Origin of the sequence: Bacillus sp. H1a, from assembly GCF_000633475.1 — a bacterium.
GTDB classification, from domain to species: Bacteria; Bacillota; Bacilli; order Bacillales; family Bacillaceae_G; genus Bacillus_A; species Bacillus_A paramycoides.
In genome coordinates, this window is sequence record NZ_AYMH01000020.1 from 121,432 (window position 1) to 143,315 (window position 21,884).

A 21,884-nucleotide genomic window follows, 5' to 3' on the forward strand; every position below is an offset into this window, starting at 1 on the left:
TGATTTTTCATTTCTAAAAACTGTATATTGAAGAGGAATATTCCTATATACGTAAAGGAGGGCTATAAATGAAACTAATGGAACAGCAAATGCATGAATTAGGTGGCTTGCGAGTACATATTATTCCGACTGACAAATATAAAACAAATACCTTTGTATTTCGTTTCAAAGCACCTTTAAATGAGGAGACGGTGACAGAGCGCGCCCTATTGCCATACGTGTTACAAAGTGCGACGGAAAAGCTGCCTTCTGTAATTCGCCTTCGTCAATATTTAGAAGAATTGTACGGATCTTCTCTAGCAGTAGATGTAAGTAAAAAAGGGGAAGATCATATCATTTCTATTTATGTAGACATCGCAAATGAAACATACTTACGCGATGCACCGCCGCTATTTGAAAAAGCGCTTTCTATGTTATCTGATATTGTTTTACATCCAGCAACAGAAGGGAACGGTTTTTTACCTTCTATAGTAGAAAGTGAGAAACGAGCACTTTTGCAACGTATTGAAGCAACTTATGATGATAAAATGCGTTATGCAAATGAACGATTAGTAGAAGAAATGTGCAAAGTAGAGCCGTATCGTTTAAGTGCAAATGGGAAAAAAGAGAGTGTTGCTCCCATTACAAATGAAAGTTTGTATCAATTTTATCAAAGAGTGTTAGCTGAAGATGAAATGGATCTATACATCATTGGTGACATTTCAGAAGATGCAGTTGAACTTGTAAGTAAATATTTCTCTATTTCCCCTCGTACTGTGAAAGAGCGGAATGTACTTCTTCATAAACGAAATAATGAAGAAAAGGAAATTGTTGAAAAACAAGAATTAAAGCAAAGTAAATTAAATATCGGCTATCGCACATTCGTTACGTATAAAGATGAAGATTATTTTGCATTACAATTGTTTAACGGATTATTTGGAGGGTTTTCTCATTCGAAGTTATTCGTAAATGTCCGTGAAAAAAATAGTTTAGCGTACTATGCAGCATCGAGATTTGAAAGTCATAAAGGTTTGCTCTTTGTTATGTCTGGAATTGAAGCGAAGAACTTTGAAAAAGCAGTTGAAATTATTAAAGAACAGATGAAAACAATGCAAAACGGTGATTTTTCAGAAGAAGAGATTCAACAAACGAAAAGTGTAATTCAAAATCAAATATTAGAGGCAATTGATACACCACGTGGTTTTGTGGAAATGCTTTATCACGGCGTTATTTCAGAGCGTACGCGTCCAGTTGAAGAATGGCTAACGGGCATAGAAAACGTGACGAAAGAAGAAATTGTGAAAGTTGCTAATAATATTGAACTAGATACAATTTACTTTTTACATGGAACGGAGGGAGAATAAATGGAGAAGATTGAGTATGAGCAATTAAAAGAGACGCTATATTATGAAAAACTTCCGAATGGATTAGATGTATACATTTTACCGAAACAAGGCTTCAACAAAACATTTGCAACATTTACGACGAAGTACGGTTCCGTTGATAATACATTTGTTCCGCTTGGAAAAGAAGAAATGACCCGTGTACCAGATGGAATTGCTCATTTCCTTGAACATAAATTGTTTGAAAAAGAGGACCATGACGCGTTCCAATTATTTAGTAAACAAGGAGCATCGGCAAATGCTTTTACATCCTTTACGAGAACTGCTTACCTCTTTTCCTGTACATCAAATGTAGAGCAAAATTTAAATACGTTGTTAAATTTTGTCCAAGAACCGTATTTCTCTGAAAAAACGGTTGAAAAAGAAAAAGGTATTATCGGCCAAGAAATTCAAATGTACCAAGACAATCCAGACTGGCGTTTATATTTTGGATTAATCGATAGTTTGTTTGTTAAACATCCAATTAAAATTGATATTGCAGGGACAATTGAGTCGATTAGTAAAATTACAAAAGACCTTTTGTATGAATGTTATGAAACATTTTATCATCCGAGCAATATGTTAATGTTTGTTGTTGGAGCAATTGACCCTGAAAAAACAATGGATTTAGTACGAGAAAACCAAGCGAAAAAAGATTATGAAAACCAACCGGAAATTGTGCGTTCTTTTGAAGAGGAACCAGAAGAAGTAAATGAAAAGAAAAAGATTATTTCAATGCCTGTTCAAACTCCGAAATGTCTAGTTGGTATTAAGGCGACAAATTTAAAAGAAAGAGGGAAAGCCCTTTTAAAACAAGAAATTGCGCTTACATTACTTTTAGATTATTTATTTGGGAAAGGGTCAGTTCATTACGAAGCTCTATATAACGAAGGTCTTATTGATGATTCGTTCTCGTATGACTACACAGAAGAAAATAACTTCGGTTTTGCAATGGTGGGCGGCGATACGAAGCAGCCTGATGAATTGGCAGATCGATTAAAAGGGATTTTACTACAAACAAATTATGATCAGCTAGATGAGGCGGCATTGGAACGAGTGAAGAAAAAGAAAATTGGTGGCTTCTTACGCTCATTGAATTCACCTGAGTACATTGCAAATCAGTTTACACGTTATGCGTTTAATGAATCTAGTTTATTTGATGCTCTTACAGTGTTGGAAGGATTAACTGTTCAAGACTTACAACAGGCAGCGAAAACATTATTAATTGAAGAGAAAATGAGTGTTTGCCAAGTGTTGCCAAAAAAATAAAGTGATATTTGAATAAAAAACGCAGTATCTAAATCCCTCATCTAACGTTTGGTTATTGCCAAATGGTAAGATGAGGGTATTATTTATTTATACGTAAAAGATAAGAGAGGGAATTTATGAAAAAGTATGCATTAGTAACTGGAGGGAGCGGAGGGATTGGCTCTGCTATTTCGAAGCAGTTAATCGAAGATGGTTATACAGTTTATATTCATTACAATAAAAGCGAAGAGAAGGTAAGGGAGTTACAGAAGAAATTTGGTGAAGTAATTCCTGTTCAAGCGAATTTAGCTTCTAAAGATGGCGCTGAGGAATTATGGGGACAAATCGAACATCCGATTGATGTTATCGTATACGCAGCTGGAAAGAGTATCTTTGGATTAGTAACAGATGTTACGAATGAAGAATTAGATTATATGGTGGAGCTTCAAGTGAAGAGTGTATATAGACTTCTATCGATGGCACTTCCACCGATGATCGGGCGGAGAAGTGGTAATGTTGTCATTATTTCATCTATTTGGGGGCAAATAGGAGCATCTTGTGAGGTACTGTACTCAATGGTAAAAGGGGCACAAAATTCATATGTGAAAGCTTTAGCAAAAGAAGTTTCTTTAAGTGGATTGCGTGTTAATGCGGTAGCGCCAGGGGCAATCGAGACAGAGATGTTAAGTGTATTTTCAGAAGAGGATAAAACTGAAATTGCTGAAGATATTCCATTAGGTAGATTAGGGTTGCCAGAAGAGGTAGCTAAAACAGTCTCCTTCCTCGTTTCACCAGGAGCTTCTTATATTACGGGGCAAATTATCGGAGTGAATGGCGGTTGGCATTGCTAAAAAATTCTTACATAAAAAACAAGAAATTGTACAAATTAAGCATGATTCTATTACTTAATAGTGAGGTGCTTAAACATGACAGTGTTAGAAAACTTTGATCAGTGGAAGAGCTTTTTAGGAGAACGTTTAGAACAAGCGGAAGGAAAAGGGCTTGATGGTGGTGCAGTATCAGATATGGCATTTCGCGTTGGAGATTATCTAGCTAATGAAGTGGAAGCGCGCAATGACCAAGAAAAATTGTTAGCTGAACTTTGGAAAGTTGCTGATGAACAAGAGCAACATACGATTGCAAATTTAATGGTGAAATTTGTACAACATAAGTAAAAGTAGAGAGGAGAAGCTCCTCTCTACTTTTTTTGTATAATAATTACACGGAATAGATTATACATTTAGCTTCCCTATTAAGGTGAAATCATATAATATAGTACGTAGGTGTAAAGTAAGCGTGGGGGAGTGATCTTGGATGATTGAATGGTATTTTGAATATGAAATACATAAGAACCGACCTGGCTTGCTTGGTGACGTTTCTTCGTTAATCGGTATGCTTGGCATCAATATTGTCACAATTAATGGTGTAGATAATGCACGACGTGGGCTTTTGCTTATGTGTGGTAATCAAGAGCAAATCTCTAGACTTGAATCAATTTTAAATACTATGGATAATATAACGGTAACGAAATATCGTCCGCCAAAGCTTAGAGATAAGCTAGCGGTTAGACATGGTAGGTACATACAACGAGATGCAGATGATAAGAAGACATTTCGATTTGTGCGTGATGAATTAGGATTACTTGTAGACTTTATGGCGGAGATAATGAAAAAAGAAGGTCATAAACTAATTGGAATACGAGGAATGCCTCGTGTTGGAAAAACAGAATCCATTGTTGCCGCAAGTGTTTGTGCAAATAAGAGGTGGTTATTCGTATCATCTACTCTTATTAAGCAAACTGTTCGTAGTCAATTGATTGAAGATGAGTATAGCGACGATAATATTTTTATATTAGATGGAATCGTGTCAACAAAGCGTGCAAATGAAAGGCATTGGCAGCTCGTTCGTGAAATAATGAGATTGCCTGCAACGAAAGTTGTGGAACATCCGGATGTATTTGTGAGTCAGTCAGAGTACACGTTGGATGATTTTGATTATATTATCGAATTGCGTAACGATTATGATGAAGAAATTCAATATAATTTAGTAGATGAAATTGAGCAAGGTGCGCAAAATAATTTCTCTATGTTCGACTTTTAAAGAAATATTGAGGTGTTAGTAGTGACGGAATTAGGACAAAAGCTGAAAGAAGCAAGAGAAGCAAAAGGCTTGTCTATGGATCAGCTGCATGAGATTACAAAAATTCAAAAACGCCATTTAGTAGCGATTGAAGAAGGCAATTACGATGTGTTGCCAGGAGCTTTTTATGCGCGTGCATTCATTAAACAATATGCAGATGCTGTTGGATTAAATGGAGAGGAACTGCTTGTAGAATATCAGAGCACAATACCACAATCTGAAAATCGTGAAGTTCCACAAGTATCAACTGGACAAAAAACACAAGAAACAATGCAGAAATCTTCATCATGGCCAATTGCAGATCATATGCCAAAGATTTTAATTGCGTTATTAGTAATCGTATTTGGAGTAGTAGTTTGGTTTGTGATTCAAATGTTAACTGGAAAAGATGACGGACAAGTTCCAAATGCTCAGAGTGAGAAAATTGAAGTTCAAAAAGCAAAAGATTCTCCGCTAGATACGAAGAAAGATGAAGTAAAAGCGGAAGAGCCAAAAAAAGAAGAACCTAAAAAAGAAGAACCAAAGAAAGAGGAGCAACCAGCGCAACCAACTGGACAACAAGAAGTGAAAGTAGTTGGAACAACTGGTAAGGTATCTACTTTGGAAATTCATAATAATAAAACATTAGAACTGGAAATCTCAGCAAAGGGTGCAAGTTATGTAGATGTTAAAGATGATGCGGGTAACGAAATTCTAAACACTACATTACAAAGTGGTCAAGCAGAAAAACGTGATTTATCAACAGCAAAAGAAGTGCGACTTAATATTGGAAGTGCACCGAATGTTGAAATTAAACTGAATGGCCAAGTGGTTACTTTCCCATTAGATCCAGAAAAAGAATATCACCAAAGATTGGTGATAAAAAACCAAGGGATAGGGCAACCTGCACAATAACAGTCATCGCTTCGATGACTTTTTTCAATGAACAAATGTTTTTGACATGATGGAGGAATAGCTGTGAATTTACCAAATAAAATTACAATATCTAGAATCTGCTTAATTCCAATTTTTATGGTAATTATGCTAGCGCCGTTTGATTGGGGCTCATTTATAATTGGTGATGTTGATTTACCAATTCAGCATTTAGCAGGGGCACTTATCTTTATTATTGCTTCAGCTACAGACTGGATTGATGGACATTATGCAAGAAAGTATAATCTTGTAACGAATTTAGGGAAATTCCTTGACCCGTTAGCAGATAAATTACTTGTTTCGGCAGCACTTATCACATTAGTAGAAATGCAATACGTACCAGCATGGATTGTTATTGTAATCATTAGCCGTGAGTTTGCAGTAACAGGTTTACGCCTTGTACTTGCTGGAACAGGGGAAGTAGTTGCAGCAAATCAGCTAGGGAAAATTAAGACGTGGACTCAAATTATTGCGATTGCAGCATATTTATTACACGATGTACCGTTAAATTTAATCCATATCCCAGTTGCAGATATTTTCATATGGATTGCATTAATCTTTACCGTTATTTCAGGATGGGATTATTTCTGGAAAAATAGAGCTGCTTTTGTAAACTCAAAATAGAAGTTTATGGGGGAATCGGGATGAATGCTGAGATTATTGCGGTTGGAACTGAATTATTACTTGGACAAATTGCAAATACAAATGCCCAGTTTTTATCTGAAAAGTTAGCTTCAATCGGAATTAACGTGTACTACCATACTGTGGTTGGGGATAATAACAAGCGATTGAAGAAGGCAATTGAAGTTGCTGAAGAACGCGCTGATATGCTCATTTTTACAGGCGGATTAGGACCGACAAAAGATGATTTAACGAAAGAAACAATAGCATCTAGTTTAAATGAAGAGCTTGTGTATGATGAAAAGGCATTAACATCGATAAGCGATTATTTTAAGCGTACAGGCCGTGAATTTACGGAGAATAATAAAAAGCAGGCGCTCGTTTTAAATGGATCGACAGTATTTGCGAATGATCACGGTATGGCGCCAGGTATGGGATTAAATAAGAACGGGAAAGTTTATATTTTATTACCGGGACCACCGAAAGAAATGAAGCCGATGTATGTAAGTTACGTAGAGCCTTTTTTACGTAACTTTACAACGGGTGAAAATATTTATTCTCGTGTTCTTCGCTTTTTTGGTATTGGTGAATCTCAATTAGAGGTGAAAGTCCAAGATTTAATTGACGGACAAACGAATCCAACAATTGCACCACTTGCAAATGATGGAGAAGTGACATTACGTTTAACTGGCAAACATCATGATGCTAAAGAGGCTGAGAAACTAATTCAGCATGTGGAAGATTTGATTTTAGAAAGAGTAGGAGAATTTTTCTACGGATATGACCAAGATTTCCTTCATTACATGGCAATAGAGTTATTGAAGAAAAAAGGGTTAACTTTAGCATGTGCAGAAAGTTTAACAGGTGGTCTCTTTGGAAATCAAGTAACAGAAAATGCTGGTGTTTCATCTGTATTTAAAGGCGGTGTCATTTGTTATCAAAATGATGTGAAGCAACAAATTTTACATGTACCTGAAGAAGTATTACGTGCTGATGGTGCGGTTAGTAAGCAGTGTGCTCGTTATCTTGCTGAAAATGTAAAAAAATTGTTAAAAGCGGATATCGGAATTAGTTTTACTGGGGTGGCAGGACCGGATGCTTCAGAACATAAAGAACCAGGAACAGTATTTGTTGGATTGGCGATTAAAGATGAACCAGCTGTAGTCTTCCCGCTTAATTTGAGTGGAAGTCGTCAACAAATTAGAGAACGCTCTGCAAAATATGGATTTTATCATTTATATAAAAAGCTAGAAGAGATATAAATTTCTTCTAGTTTTTTTTGTGGGTAAATCGAGTTTTATTTGATGGGAAATAAAAAAATCGAATAAATGTTCGATTTTTGTTGGCAAATTGAATTGAAAATAGGTATAATAAGATTAGCAATTCAGCTAAGGAGGAATTTTGAATGAGTGATCGTCAAGCGGCATTAGATATGGCGTTAAAACAAATAGAGAAGCAATTCGGTAAAGGTTCAATTATGAAATTGGGAGAACAAGCGGAACGTAGAATTTCTACAATTTCAAGTGGTTCTTTAGCACTTGATGTGGCACTAGGGGTAGGCGGATACCCACGTGGCCGTATTATTGAAATTTATGGACCTGAAAGTTCAGGTAAAACAACAGTTTCATTACACGCAATCGCGGAAGTACAGCGTCAAGGTGGACAAGCAGCGTTCATTGATGCGGAGCATGCGATGGATCCTGTATATGCACAAAAATTAGGTGTTAACATCGATGAATTACTATTATCGCAGCCTGATACAGGGGAGCAAGGACTAGAAATCGCAGAAGCACTTGTACGAAGTGGCGCGGTTGACATTATCGTAATTGACTCTGTAGCAGCTCTTGTACCGAAAGCTGAGATCGAAGGGGATATGGGTGACTCACACGTTGGTTTACAGGCACGTTTAATGTCACAAGCACTTCGTAAACTTTCAGGTGCAATTAATAAATCAAAAACAATCGCAATCTTTATCAACCAAATTCGTGAAAAAGTTGGGGTTATGTTCGGAAACCCAGAAACAACTCCAGGTGGTCGTGCGTTGAAATTCTATTCAACTGTTCGTCTTGAAGTACGTCGTGCTGAGCAATTAAAGCAAGGTAACGACATCGTTGGTAATAAAACGAAAGTAAAAGTAGTTAAAAATAAAGTAGCACCACCATTCCGTGTTGCTGAAGTTGATATTATGTACGGAGAAGGTATTTCAAGAGAAGGTGAAATCTTAGATATGGCTTCTGAACTTGATATCGTTCAAAAGAGTGGTGCTTGGTACTCTTATAATGAAGAACGCTTAGGACAAGGTCGTGAAAATTCGAAGCAATTCTTAAAAGAGAATACGGATTTAAGAGAGGAAATTGCCTTCTTTGTTCGTGAACATCACGGAATTGGTGAAGACTCTGGTGTTGAAGACACGGAAGATTCAACTCTTCAAGATTAAAAATAAAAGACACGGGACCGTGTCTTTTATTTTTAATTCGCTATGAAAGCGCTGTATATAGCTGGAGATAAAATATTTATTCTAACCAAAAGGCTATGTGTAAAGGGGAATATTTATATATTTTAAGTAAATGAATTGGGATTCACTAAGGTTTTCCAGGATAATATGCTATTTACTTTTCGAATTCAGATAAGATTCAGGGCTGAAGGTAAAGAAAGTAAAAGTAGACAACGCTTGACAATGAAAATTGCGATAGATACAATGAGAATGTATATTTTTTCTTATATACGATACACTCTTCTCAAGAAGAGAAGTAATATTCGGAGTAAGACTTAAATCTTGCCGAAATAATAATATGACATTTTAATTGTGAAATGAAGAAAGTCCCTTAAAAAAGCGGGACGACGGTCTTTGCTGTACGTTGTAATTCAATGTACATGTCGACAGTCTTTTTTCATTCATAGCAAGGGGAGGTGAAATCATGACGAGTAGTACAGTTTGGATACTCATCTCCATTTTGCTTGCAACAGTCGGTGCAGTTGTTGGCTTTTTTGTTCGAAAGTCTATTGCTGAAGCGAAGATCAACGGTGCAGCTAATGAAGCGAAACGTATTCTAGACGAAGCGAATCGCGATGCTGAAGCACTTAAGAAAGAAGCGCTTTTAGAAGCAAAGGATGAAATTCATACACTTCGTACAGAAGCTGAATTAGAAATTCGTGACCGTAGAAGCGAATTACAAAAACAAGAAAATCGTTTAATGCAAAAAGAAGAGAACCTTGATCGTAAAGACGAAACGCTCGATAAGCGCGAGCAACAGTTAGAAAAGAAAGAGGAATCTCTTGTAGCGAAACAACAACAGATTGAAGAGTTGGAAAGCAAAGTGGGAGAGTTAGTTCAAAAGCAACAAACGGAATTAGAGCGCATTTCCAATCTGACACGCGAACAAGCGAAAGCAATTATTCTTGGTAAAGTGGAAAGTGAAGTTTCTCATGAAATTGCCGTTATGGTAAAAGAAAGTGAAGTTCGCGCGAAAGAAGAAGCGGATAAGAAGGCAAAAGAGATTTTATCTCTTGCAATGCAAAGATGTGCAGCTGATCATGTTGCTGAAACAACCGTTTCGGTTGTAAATCTTCCAAACGACGAAATGAAGGGGCGTATTATCGGACGTGAGGGTCGTAATATTCGTACGCTAGAAACGTTAACAGGTATTGACCTTATTATCGATGATACACCAGAAGCGGTAATCCTATCAGGATTCGATCCAATTCGTCGTGAAACAGCTCGTATCGCTCTTGATAAACTAGTACAGGACGGACGTATTCATCCAGCGCGTATTGAAGAGATGGTTGAAAAATCAAGACGTGAAGTGGACGAGTATATTCGCGAAGTCGGAGAGCAAACAACGTTTGAAGTGGGTGTTCATGGTTTACACCCAGATTTAATTAAGATTTTAGGTCGTTTGAAATACCGTACAAGCTATGGGCAAAACGTCTTAAAACATTCTATGGAAGTAGCGTATTTAACTGGACTTATGGCAGCGGAACTTGGCGAGGATGAAAAACTAGCAAGACGTGCGGGTCTATTACATGATATCGGAAAAGCGATTGATCATGAAGTAGAAGGTAGCCACGTTGAAATTGGTGTTGAACTTGCAACGAAATATAAAGAGCATCCTGTTGTTATAAACAGTATCGCATCTCACCATGGTGACACGGAACCAACTTCTATCATTGCAGTTCTAGTTGCTGCAGCAGATGCATTATCAGCTGCAAGACCAGGAGCTCGTAGTGAAACGCTTGAAAACTACATTCGTCGTCTTGAAAAGTTAGAAGAGATTTCAGAGTCTTATGAAGGCGTAGAAAAATCTTTCGCAATTCAAGCAGGACGTGAAGTTCGTATTTTGGTAAAACCAGATACAATTGATGATTTAGAAGCTCATCGTTTAGCTCGTGATATTCGAAAACGTATTGAAAATGAACTGGATTATCCAGGACATATTAAAGTAACTGTTATTCGTGAAACGCGTGCAGTGGAATACGCAAAATAAAGTGGTGAAACACCACTTTATTTTTTTGTGTTGGAATTGGGTAAAATAAAGAAAATTAATTATGAGCTGCATACAAGTGAAAGAAACTTATAATAGATAAATTGTTACAATTGTAAGGAAATCGCTTCAAGTTATAGAATGGTAATAAAAAATGTAGTACATAGAAAGGGTAAGACATATGAGAATATTATTCGTTGGGGATGTAGTAGGATCTCCTGGTAGAGACATGATTCAACAGTACGTACCGGCATTAAAGAAAAAATATACACCTACAGTAACAATCATTAATGGAGAAAATGCTGCGGGTGGACGTGGAATTACGGAAAAAATATATCGAAACTTTTTAGAGTGCGGGGCACAAGCGGTTACACTTGGAAACCATGCTTGGGATAACCGTGAAGTATTTGAGTTTATTGATGATGCAAAATATCTTGCAAGACCAGCTAACTTCCCAGAGGGGACGCCAGGAAAAGGGCTTATCTTTGTAAATTGTAACGGAACAGAAGTTGCAGTTATTAACTTGCAAGGACGTACTTTCCTTCCTCCAATTGATTGTCCATTCCGTAAAGTGGATGAGCTAATCAACATTGCAAAAAAACGTACAAACATTATCTTTATTGATTTTCATGCTGAAACGACAAGTGAGAAGCAGGCGTTAGGTTGGTATGTAGATGGTCGCGCTACAGCGGTAGTAGGTACACATACACACGTTCCTACAGCTGATAATCGTATTTTACCAAGCGGAACAGCTTATATTACAGATGTTGGTATGACAGGCCCATATGATGGGATTTTAGGTATGGATCGCGAAGCGGTATTGAAGAAGTTTTTAACGAACTTACCAGTACGTTTTGAAGTAACGAATGGTAGAACACAATTAAGTGCAGTGTTAATTGATGTGGATCCTAATACAGGGAAAGCGAAGAAAATTGAGCGCATTTTAATTAATGATGACCAGCCGTTTTTTGAGTGAGTTTTAACGGAAAGTTAGAGAAGTCATTATATTTTAATTTTTTAGAAAAATTACAGAAATTTAGCAGGAATACGTGCCATTCCTCGTGAATATAAGTTAAAGTGAAATAATTGCTATTACTTTTTATAGAAACGAGGAGGAAACGCGGAATGGAAATATTAAAAGTTAAAGCAACGTCGGTCCCTAATTCTGTAGCTGGTGCACTTGCAGGTGTTATTCGCGAACGCGGAACAGCAGAAATTCAAGCTATTGGTGCAGGTGCATTGAACCAAGCGGTAAAGGCAGTAGCAATTGCAAGAGGATTTGTAGCGCCTAGCGGTTTGGACTTGATTTGTATCCCAGCGTTTACAGATATTATGATTGATGGTGAAGAGCGTACAGCGATAAAATTAATTGTAGAACCTCGTTAAGTTTAAACAACCTGTTTGCATGTATGCAAACAGGTTGTTTTTATAATGGAGGAATGAAAATGAAAATTTTTGATGCTCATTGTGATGTGCTCTTTCAGTTATGGAGTGCAAAGCGAAAGAAAGATTTTCAAAATGATTCACAATTACATATAACATTTGAACAATTAAAACAAAGAAAAGGAAGTATACAATGTTTTGCTATATATGTACCAGAAACAGTAGCGTATGAAAATCGCTTTGAAGTTGCGCTACAAATGATAGATATTTTTCATAGTGAAATTCTATCGCTACCAGGAATGAAGTTTATTCAGACAAAAGATGATATTAACATGCTAAAACAGGACGAGATTGGAGCGCTATTAACATTAGAAGGATGCGAAGCAATTGGAAAAGATGCGATGAAATTACGTCTGTTTTATCGCTTAGGTGTACGTTCTTTTGGATTAACATGGAACTATGCCAATTTATTAGCTGATGGGGCACTAGAGACACGTGGTGCAGGCTTAACTAGCTTTGGTAGACAAGTTGTACAAGAGCTTAATACGTTACATGTATGGACCGACCTGTCGCATCTGAATGAAAGAAGCTTTTGGGATGTTATAGAAATTGCTAAAAATCCAATTGTGTCCCACTCAAACTGTCATCAACTTTGTCAACATCCACGCAATTTAAACGATGAACAAATAAGAGCTCTCATAAAGAAAAATAGCATTATTGGTGTCACTTTCGTACCACAATTTTTAACGGATGAAAGACAAGCGAATATAACAGATATATTAAGGCATGTGGAATATATTTGTTCATTGGGTGGAGAAAAACATATAGGATTTGGTTCTGATTTTGATGGGATTATAGAAACTGTTGTAAGTGTAGAAGCGTATAGGGATTATGAAAATATAATTAATCAATTGTGTAAAAAGTATAGTGAATCAATTGTAGAGCGATTTTTGTATAAAAATTTTATTGACCGTATTACTTTCTAAGTGTTAGTTTTTAAAAATTCAGAAAAATTAAAATAAATTCACTTGAATTTATTGATTTTTTTAAGACCTAATACTAGAATGGTAAACGAAATAGCATTATACTAAAGATTCAGGGAAATCAGAAGAGGCATAATTTGCGTCCATTGTAGTTTATTTGTATAAAAAATGCTAAACTATTACTGTAAAAAAATACACTACAATGAATGCAGCCAAAAGGGGTGTAGGAGATGATTAGTCAACTTTCATGGAAAGTTGGAGGCCAACAAGGTGAAGGAATTGAAAGTACAGGAGAGATCTTCTGTATTGCATTAAACCGATTAGGATATTACCTATACGGTTACCGCCACTTCTCATCACGTATTAAAGGCGGCCATACAAATAATAAAATTCGTGTAAGTACAACAGAAGTACGCGCGATCTCAGATGATTTAGATATTTTAATTGCTTTTGATCAAGAAACAATTGATTTTAACTTCCACGAACTACGTCCAGGTGGAATTGTAGTTGCGGATGCGAAATTTAATCCGACAATACCTGATAATACAGATGTAAATCTATATGTGATACCGTTTACAGATATCGCTTCAGAATTAGGTACATCTTTAATGAAAAACATGGTTGCTGTTGGGGCATCTAGTGCGGTATTAGGGTTAGACGAAACAGCTTATTTAGAGGTTGTTGAAGAAATCTTTGGCCGTAAAGGAGAGCAAGTCGTTAAAAAGAATATGGAAGCAATTAAACGCGGCTCTCAATATATGAAAGAATTGCTTGGTGAGAAAGTAAACATGATGCAGCTTGAAAAAGCTGACGGTCAGAAACGCATGTTTATGATTGGAAACGACGCAATCGCATTTGGTGCGGTAGCTGGTGGTGCTCGTTTTATGTCTGCATATCCAATCACACCTGCATCTGAAATCATGGAATATTTAATTAAAAAATTACCGAAAGTTGGCGGAACAGTAATCCAAACTGAGGATGAAATCGCAGCTTGTACAATGGCAATCGGTGCAAACTATGCTGGTGTTCGTACATTAACTGCATCTGCTGGTCCTGGACTTTCTTTAATGATGGAAGCAATTGGCTTAGCAGGTATTACTGAAACACCGCTAGTTATCGTTGATACACAACGTGGTGGTCCAAGTACGGGCTTACCAACAAAACAAGAGCAGTCTGACTTAATGGCGATGATTTACGGAACACATGGTGAAATTCCAAAAATCGTAATGGCGCCAAGTACAGTTGAAGAAGCTTTCTATGATATTGTAGAAGCATTCAACCTAGCGGAAGAATATCAAGTTCCTGTTATCTTCTTAACAGATCTGCAGCTTTCTTTAGGAAAGCAAACAGTAGAACCACTTAAGTTAGATAAAGTTGAAATTCGTCGCGGTAAGCTTGACTTAGAAGTGGAATTACCAGAACGTGAAAATAAAGCATACTTCAAGCGTTATGAAGTAACAGAAGATGGAGTTTCACCACGTGTTTTACCTGGTATGAAAAATGGTATTCACCATGTTACAGGTGTAGAACACGATGAAACGGGTAAACCATCTGAATCAGCGCTAAATCGTAAAGATCAAATGGACAAACGTTTCCGTAAAATGGCGAACTTGCAGTTTAATACCCCTGTTTATAAAAATGCTAAGCATGATGACGCAGACGTATTGCTTGTTGGATTTAACTCAACTCGTGGTGCGATCGAAGAGGCGATGGCGCGTTTAGAACAAGAAGGAATGAAAGTAAACCACGCACATATACGTTTAATTCATCCATTCCCAACGGCTGAAATCGATCCACTTGTGAAAAAGGCGAAGCGTGTTGTAGTCGTAGAAAACAATGCAACTGGTCAGCTTGCTAACATTATGAAAATGAATCTTGGTAATGGTGAGAAAATTTCTAGTCTTTTAAAATATGATGGAAACCCATTCTTGCCAAAAGAGATTTACAACGAATGCAAAAAAGGGGTTGTATTAAATGGCAACATTTAAGGACTTTCGTAACAGTGTAAAACCAAACTGGTGCCCAGGTTGCGGAGACTTCTCAGTGCAAGCTGCAATTCAACGTGCGGCAGCTAACGTTGGTTTAAATCCAGATGAGCTAGCTGTTATTTCTGGTATCGGCTGTTCAGGTCGTATTTCAGGTTATATTAATTCATATGGTTTGCATAGTATTCACGGACGTGCTCTTCCAATCGCACAAGGTGTGAAAATGGCAAATCGTGATTTAACAGTTATCGCATCAGGCGGTGACGGTGATGGTTTTGCGATTGGTATGGGACATACAATCCATTCTATTCGTCGTAACATTGACATTACGTACATCGTAATGGATAACCAAATTTATGGATTAACAAAAGGTCAAACTTCACCACGTAGTGAAGCTGGATTTAAAACGAAAAGTACACCACAAGGTTCAATTGAACCATCGCTAAATGTTATGGAAATGGCTTTAACAGCTGGTGCGACATTTGTGGCGCAAAGCTTTTCAAGTGATTTAAAAGAATTAACACAAATTATTGAAGCTGGTATTAATCATAAAGGATTTTCATTAATTAACGTATTTAGTCCATGTGTTACTTACAATAAAGTAAATACTTATGATTGGTTTAAAGAGAATTTAACGAAGCTAAGTACAGTAGAAGGATATGATCCATCTAATCGCATGATGGCTATGCAAACATTAATGGAGAATAACGGGTTAGTAACAGGTTTAATTTATCAAAATACAGAGCAGCCTTCGTACCAAGAACTTGTAAAAGACTATAGTGAAAAGCCTTTAGTGCAAGCTGATTTAAATATGGATCAGAAAATGTTTGATGAGCTTGTTGCTGAATTTATGTAATGATAGAAGAGAAGGTTGCCGCTTGGCAACCTTTTTTTGAGTGAATAAAAATAATTAATAGATTTATTTACTTGGAAAATTCAGAATGATAAAATAATATATAAATCGTTGTATAAAAATAGCATGTTCATTAAGTGTGAAATGTAATATAGGATAAGCTTTCTTCTTTGTTAAAGTTGGCTAAAGGCTCTATACTATGATAATGTGTATAGGGATAAAGCAATATGCTTTTCAATAGGACAAGATGAAATAATAAAAGGGAATGTCTATTGGTGTGGGGAAGACTTCATTCTTATGGATGATTAGATCGATTAATCAAGTTTCAAAGGACAAGTTATCTCTCAAGCTATCTAACATTATTGAGATGGGTCTAAGCGCATTAAAATGGACTACAAATTGTGTATAGTTAAGGTTGAAAGGAGATTACCGATGAACGAGCAACAACGATTAGCAAGTCAACAAGCAAATTCCTCTACGAAAAAAGAAGAGAAAGATTATAGTAAATACTTTGAAAGTGTATACCAACCACCTTCCTTGAAAGATGCGAAAAAGCGTGGGAAAGAAGAAGTTAAAATTGAACGAGATTTTGGCTTACCTGAAGAGTTCCGCAATTTTGGCGCAGGAAGAAAGTTTTACATTCGTACATATGGCTGTCAAATGAATGAGCATGATACAGAAGTAATGGCTGGGATTTTTACAACACTTGGATATGAGCCAACCTTCTCAACGGAAGAGGCAGATGTAATTTTATTAAATACTTGTGCGATTCGTGAAAATGCTGAAAATAAAGTGTTCGGTGAACTTGGTCATTTAAAATCATTAAAGCGAAGAAATCCGGATCTTTTAATTGGTGTATGTGGTTGTATGTCTCAAGAGGAATCTGTTGTAAATAAAATTATGCAAAAAAATCAGCATGTAGATATGGTGTTTGGTACACATAATATTCATAGATTGCCGTATATCTTAAAGGACGCAATGTTCTCAAAAGAGACGGTAGTTGAAGTCTGGTCAAAAGAAGGGGATGTAATTGAAAACCTTCCGAAAGTACGTCGTGGTGATATTAAAGCTTGGGTAAATATTATGTATGGCTGTGATAAGTTCTGTACATATTGTATTGTACCTTATACACGCGGAAAAGAGCGTAGTAGACGTCCGGAAGATATTATTCAAGAAATTCGCCATTTAGCTGCGAACGGTTATAAAGAAATTACATTACTTGGACAAAACGTAAATGCATACGGTAAAGACTTTGAAGATATACAATACGGTCTTGGTGATTTAATGGATGAACTTCGTAAAGTCGATATCGCACGTATTCGTTTTACAACAAGCCATCCACGCGATTTTGATGATCATTTAATTGATGTTCTTGGAAAAGGTGGTAACCTAGTAGAACATATTCACTTACCAGTTCAATCTGGTAGTACAGATATGCTTAAAATTATGGCGCGTAAATATTCACGAGAGCACTATTTAGAGCTTGTACGAAAAATTAAAGAAACGATTCCGAATGCAGTACTAACGACTGATATTATTGTTGGTTTCCCAAATGAAACGGATGAGCAATTTGAAGAAACGATGTCGCTATATCGTGAAGTAGGATTTGATACGGCATTTACATTTATTTATTCTCCACGCGAAGGTACACCAGCTGCAAAAATGCAAGATAATGTGCCGATGGAAGTGAAGAAAGAACGATTGCAACGCTTAAATACATTAGTAAATGAATATGCAATTAATAAGAATAAGCATTATATAGGGCAAATTGTAGAAGTATTGGTTGATGGAGAAAGTAAAAATAACCCTGAAGTACTTGCAGGATATACACGTACGAATAAACTTGTAAACTTTGTCGCTTCAAAATCTTTAATTGGTCAGCTTGTGAAAGTAAAAGTAACGGAAGCAAAAACTTGGTCTCTTAACGGGGAATTGGTTAAGGAGCCGATTGAGGTGAAATAATAGATGAAAGTATATACGAAAGATGAAATTGTTGAGCAAGCGAAAGAATTAGCGAAAATGATTTCTGAAACAGAAGAAGTCGATTTCTTTAAGCGAGCAGAAGCACAAATTCATAAAAATGAAAATGTAAAGCGAGCAATTGATGAAATTAAAGCTTTACAAAAACAAGCAGTAAACTTGCAACATTATGGGAAATGGGAAGCTTTGAAAAAAGTAGAAGCTGAAATTGATGCGCTTCAAGACAAGTTAGATAATATCCCGGTTGTGCAGGAATTTAAATCTTCACAAACATATGTAAATGACTTACTACAGCTTGTTGCTAGTACCATTTCTAACAATGTAACAGATGAAATATTAGTTTCAACTGGCGGCGATGTGTTGAAGGGTGAAACTGGTGCAGCAGTTGAAAATAAAAAAGGAAATTGTGGTTGTTAAAGAGATGTCTTATTGACATCTCTTTTTTAGTGGGTTATAACGTAAATTCTTCTCAAAAAAAGAATGGCACATTCCGCTATTGTCACGCATATGATTAAGTGAATAGTGATTGAGGAGGGTTGCGAATGTCCGAATTTAGAGAGATTATTACAAAAGCAGTGGTTGGGAAAGGTCGTAAGTATACAAAGTCAACGCATACATGTGAATCGAATAATGAGCCAACAAGTATTTTAGGGTGCTGGGTAATTAACCATACGTACGAAGCGAGAAAGAATGGGAAATATGTGGAAATTGAAGGTTTCTATGATGTAAACACTTGGTATTCATTTGATGGAAACACAAAGACTGAGGTTGTAACAGAACGTGTTAACTACACTGATGAAGTAAGCGTTGGGTATCGTGATAAAAACTTCTCTGGTGACGATTTAGAAATTATCGCTCGTGTAATTCAGCCGCCAAATTGTTTAGAAGCTCTTGTATCACCAAATGGTAATAAAATTGTTGTGACGGTAGAACGTGAATTTGTAACAGAAGTAGTTGGGGAAACGAAAATTTGTGTAAGTGTAAATCCTGAAGGTTGCGTAGAATCAGATGAGGATTTCCAAGTTGATGACGATGAGTTTGAAGAGTTAGATCCGAACTTTATTGTCGATGCAGAAGAAGAGTAATAGAAAGCTAGGGAGAAATTCTTCCTAGCTTTTTACATTACATAAGTGGTGCTGAATGAACATGATTCCTTATGAAATGTGCTATAATGAGGAAAGACTCCTGAAATAGGAGATATGGGTGTCCGTGAAGTGTGACATATATGAATATAGATTATTATGTAAGAATTATGGAGGAAAGACATGACGCAATATACCCCTATGATACAGCAATACTTAAAGGTCAAGGCAGACTATCAAGATGCCTTTTTATTTTTCCGCTTAGGTGATTTTTATGAAATGTTTTTTGAGGATGCGGTTAAAGCAGCTCATGAACTTGAAATTACATTAACGAGCCGAGATGGTGGTAGTAGTGAACGTATACCGATGTGCGGTGTACCGTATCATGCAGCTAAAAATTATATTGAACAACTTGTTGAAAAAGGATATAAAGTAGCCGTTTGTGAGCAAGTGGAAGATCCAAAAACAGCTAAAGGTGTAGTACGTCGTGAAGTAGTACAATTAATTACGCCAGGAACGATGATGGAAGGGCGTACAATAGACGAGAAAGAGAATAACTTCTTAGCAGCATTAACACATTTTGAAGATGGATCTTATGCGCTAGCTTGTAATGACTTAACGACTGGACAAAATACAGTGACGTTATTAACAGGTTCAGTAGAAGATATTTTATTAGAAGTGTATGCAACTGGTTCAAAAGAAATTGTTGTAGATTCTACATTTTCAAAAGATGAATTAAATAAATTAACTGAAACATTAAAAATGACGATTTCGTATGAAGATGCAACAACTATTCCTGAAGGATTAGAACACCTTGTGAAAAATGTTTCACAAGCAAAGTTAATTAAAGCAATTGGACGCTTATTTAACTATGTGATAAGAACACAAAAACGTTCGTTAGATCATTTGCAACCAGTAGAAATTTATTACACAAATCAATTTATGAAAATTGATGTGCATTCAAAACGCAATTTAGAGCTAACAGAGACTCTTCGTACGAAGGAAAAGACAGGCTCATTATTATGGCTATTAGACAAAACAAAAACGGCTATGGGTGGACGTATGTTAAAACAGTGGATGGAACGTCCACTTATCCAAAAAGAAAAAGTGGAAGAGCGTTTAGAAATGGTTGAAACATTTGTAAATGATTACTTCTTACGTGAAGATTTAAAAGAAAAATTAAAAGAAGTATATGATTTAGAACGTTTAGCAGGGAAAGTTGCATTTGGTAATGTAAATGCACGGGACTTATTACAGTTAAGACGCTCTTTACTTCAAGTACCAGCTATTTTAGAAGCGATTAGTCTGTTAGATAATGCTTATGCATCAAGATTAATTCAAGGCGCGGATCCATGTGAGAGCTTAACTGAATTACTAGGAAGAAGTATTCAAGAAAACCCACCGCTTTCTATTAAAGATGGAGATATTATTAAAGATGGTTATAATGACAAGCTTGATCAATATCGCTACGTTAGCAAAAACGGAAAAACGTGGATCGCTGAGCTTGAAAAACGAGAGCGTGATATTACAGGGATTAAATCGTTGAAAATTGGGTACAACCGTATTTTCGGCTACTACATTGAAGTGACGAAAGCGAATCTTGCAGCACTTCCAGAAGGACGCTATGAGCGTAAACAAACACTTGCAAATGCAGAGCGTTTCATTACAGATGAATTAAAAGAAAAAGAAACATTAATTTTAGAAGCAGAAGAGAAAATTGTACAACTAGAATACGATTTATTTACGGCACTTCGTGAAGAAGTAAAAGTATTTATTCCGAAATTACAGCACTTAGCGAAAGTAATTAGTGAATTAGATGTGCTGCAAAGCTTTGCGACAGTTAGTGAAGAGGAGCAGTTTGTAAAACCTGTTTTAACAACTAAGCGCGAAATCTTTATTAAAGATGGTCGTCATCCTGTCGTTGAAAAAGTATTGAACGGGAAATTGTATGTACCAAATGATTGTATTATGCCGGAGAAGATGGATGTCTTTTTAATTACAGGACCGAACATGTCTGGTAAAAGTACGTATATGAGACAATTAGCACTTGTAACTGTTATGTCGCAAATCGGTTGTTTCGTACCAGCGACAGAAGCAGTATTACCTGTCTTCGATCAAATCTTTACGAGAATTGGTGCAGCGGATGATTTAATCTCAGGTCAAAGTACATTTATGGTCGAAATGTTAGAAGCGAAAAATGCAATTGCAAATGCATCAGAAAGAAGTTTAATTTTATTCGATGAAATTGGACGCGGTACATCTACGTATGATGGTATGGCACTTGCGCAAGCAATCATTGAACATATTCATGACCAAATTGGTGCGAAAACATTATTCTCTACACACTATCATGAATTAACAGTGTTAGAAGAAAGTTTAGACCAACTGAAAAATGTACACGTTTCAGCTATTGAAGAAAATGGAAAAGTAGTTTTCCTTCATAAAATTCAAGATGGAGCGGCGGATAAAAGTTACGGAATTCACGTTGCGCAACTTGCTGAGCTGCCAGATAGCTTAATCGCGCGCGCGAAAGAAGTGTTAGCACAATTAGAAGGACAGGAAGAAATTGTTATTCCGAAGCGAGCTGAAGTGAAGGTACAAGAAGTTGCCTCAGAACCAGTTGTTGTAAAAGAAGAACCAGCAGAAATACAAGAAAAGAAAGAAGAGACTGAAGAAGAGTCACAACTATCTTTCTTTGGAGGAGAACAATCTTCGAAAAAACAAGACAAGCCTGTGCTAGATCAAAAAGAAACGGCAGTACTTGCACAAATTAAAAAGATTGATTTACTTGATATGACGCCTTTAGAAGCGATGAATGAACTGTATCGTTTACAGAAAAAGTTAAAGAAAGGATGA

General features: G+C 36.5%; 19 protein-coding genes. All 19 read left to right on the top strand.

Annotated features, from left to right (window positions below; all coding sequences use genetic code 11):
* Positions 1-68: 68 nt before the first annotated feature.
* On the top strand, positions 69-1,343 hold the full coding sequence (locus tag U860_RS0109775) for a pitrilysin family protein (protein ID WP_025148366.1): 1,275 nt from the start codon (positions 69-71) through the stop codon (positions 1,341-1,343).
* Entirely contained in the window at positions 1,344-2,630 is a 1,287-nt protein-coding gene (locus U860_RS0109780; protein ID WP_025148367.1) for a pitrilysin family protein, read from the top strand.
* 116 nt (positions 2,631-2,746) lie between these two features.
* Positions 2,747-3,460, top strand: coding sequence for an SDR family oxidoreductase (locus U860_RS0109785; protein WP_002173062.1), 714 nt, complete (start codon positions 2,747-2,749; stop codon positions 3,458-3,460).
* 75 nt (positions 3,461-3,535) lie between these two features.
* Positions 3,536-3,784, top strand: coding sequence for a DUF3243 domain-containing protein (locus U860_RS0109790; RefSeq protein ID WP_025148368.1), 249 nt, complete (start codon positions 3,536-3,538; stop codon positions 3,782-3,784).
* 139 nt (positions 3,785-3,923) lie between these two features.
* Positions 3,924-4,709 carry a DUF3388 domain-containing protein gene (locus tag U860_RS0109795; RefSeq protein WP_025148369.1) on the top strand — a complete coding sequence of 262 codons (786 nt, stop codon included), beginning with the start codon at positions 3,924-3,926 and terminating at the stop codon, positions 4,707-4,709.
* A 21-nt stretch (positions 4,710-4,730) separates the two neighbouring features.
* The gene (locus U860_RS0109800) at positions 4,731-5,642 is read left to right on the top strand and encodes a RodZ domain-containing protein (protein WP_025148370.1); all 912 of its coding nucleotides are present in this window, start codon (positions 4,731-4,733) and stop codon (positions 5,640-5,642) included.
* Positions 5,643-5,705: 63 nt separating this feature from the next.
* Positions 5,706-6,284 (top strand): CDP-diacylglycerol--glycerol-3-phosphate 3-phosphatidyltransferase, encoded by a 579-nt coding sequence (gene pgsA, locus U860_RS0109805; RefSeq protein WP_025148371.1) that lies wholly within the window; start codon positions 5,706-5,708, stop codon positions 6,282-6,284.
* 20 nt (positions 6,285-6,304) lie between these two features.
* Positions 6,305-7,543 carry a competence/damage-inducible protein A gene (locus U860_RS0109810; RefSeq protein ID WP_025148372.1) on the top strand — a complete coding sequence of 413 codons (1,239 nt, stop codon included), beginning with the start codon at positions 6,305-6,307 and terminating at the stop codon, positions 7,541-7,543.
* Positions 7,544-7,686: 143 nt separating this feature from the next.
* Positions 7,687-8,718 carry a recombinase RecA gene (gene recA / locus U860_RS0109815; protein ID WP_001283855.1) on the top strand — a complete coding sequence of 344 codons (1,032 nt, stop codon included), beginning with the start codon at positions 7,687-7,689 and terminating at the stop codon, positions 8,716-8,718.
* 481 nt (positions 8,719-9,199) lie between these two features.
* Positions 9,200-10,765, top strand: a complete 1,566-nt coding sequence (rny, locus tag U860_RS0109820; protein WP_025148373.1) for a ribonuclease Y — start codon at positions 9,200-9,202, stop codon at positions 10,763-10,765.
* 178 nt (positions 10,766-10,943) lie between these two features.
* Positions 10,944-11,738, top strand: a complete 795-nt coding sequence (locus U860_RS0109825; protein WP_002173056.1) for a TIGR00282 family metallophosphoesterase — start codon at positions 10,944-10,946, stop codon at positions 11,736-11,738.
* A 149-nt stretch (positions 11,739-11,887) separates the two neighbouring features.
* Positions 11,888-12,148: a stage V sporulation protein SpoVS gene (gene spoVS / locus U860_RS0109830; protein ID WP_000404341.1), complete on the top strand. Its 261-nt coding sequence runs from the start codon at positions 11,888-11,890 to the stop codon at positions 12,146-12,148.
* A gap of 59 nt (positions 12,149-12,207) precedes the next feature.
* Entirely contained in the window at positions 12,208-13,131 is a 924-nt protein-coding gene (locus tag U860_RS0109835; protein ID WP_025148374.1) for a dipeptidase, read from the top strand.
* Between the two features lie 227 nt (positions 13,132-13,358).
* On the top strand, positions 13,359-15,116 hold the full coding sequence (locus U860_RS0109840) for a 2-oxoacid:acceptor oxidoreductase subunit alpha (RefSeq protein WP_025148375.1): 1,758 nt from the start codon (positions 13,359-13,361) through the stop codon (positions 15,114-15,116).
* Positions 15,103-15,969: a 2-oxoacid:ferredoxin oxidoreductase subunit beta gene (locus U860_RS0109845; protein ID WP_002173053.1), complete on the top strand. Its 867-nt coding sequence runs from the start codon at positions 15,103-15,105 to the stop codon at positions 15,967-15,969. The genes U860_RS0109840 and U860_RS0109845 overlap by 14 nt, the downstream gene beginning before the upstream one ends.
* Before the next feature lie 429 nt (positions 15,970-16,398).
* Complete coding sequence (miaB, locus tag U860_RS0109850; protein ID WP_025148376.1) at positions 16,399-17,928, top strand: tRNA (N6-isopentenyl adenosine(37)-C2)-methylthiotransferase MiaB; 1,530 nt, start codon at positions 16,399-16,401, stop codon at positions 17,926-17,928.
* A 3-nt stretch (positions 17,929-17,931) separates the two neighbouring features.
* The gene (locus U860_RS0109855) at positions 17,932-18,363 is read left to right on the top strand and encodes a RicAFT regulatory complex protein RicA family protein (RefSeq protein ID WP_025148377.1); all 432 of its coding nucleotides are present in this window, start codon (positions 17,932-17,934) and stop codon (positions 18,361-18,363) included.
* Positions 18,364-18,488: 125 nt separating this feature from the next.
* The gene (cotE, locus tag U860_RS0109860) at positions 18,489-19,031 is read left to right on the top strand and encodes an outer spore coat protein CotE (protein WP_025148378.1); all 543 of its coding nucleotides are present in this window, start codon (positions 18,489-18,491) and stop codon (positions 19,029-19,031) included.
* Between the two features lie 180 nt (positions 19,032-19,211).
* Positions 19,212-21,884, top strand: coding sequence for a DNA mismatch repair protein MutS (gene mutS / locus U860_RS0109865; protein WP_025148379.1), 2,673 nt, complete (start codon positions 19,212-19,214; stop codon positions 21,882-21,884).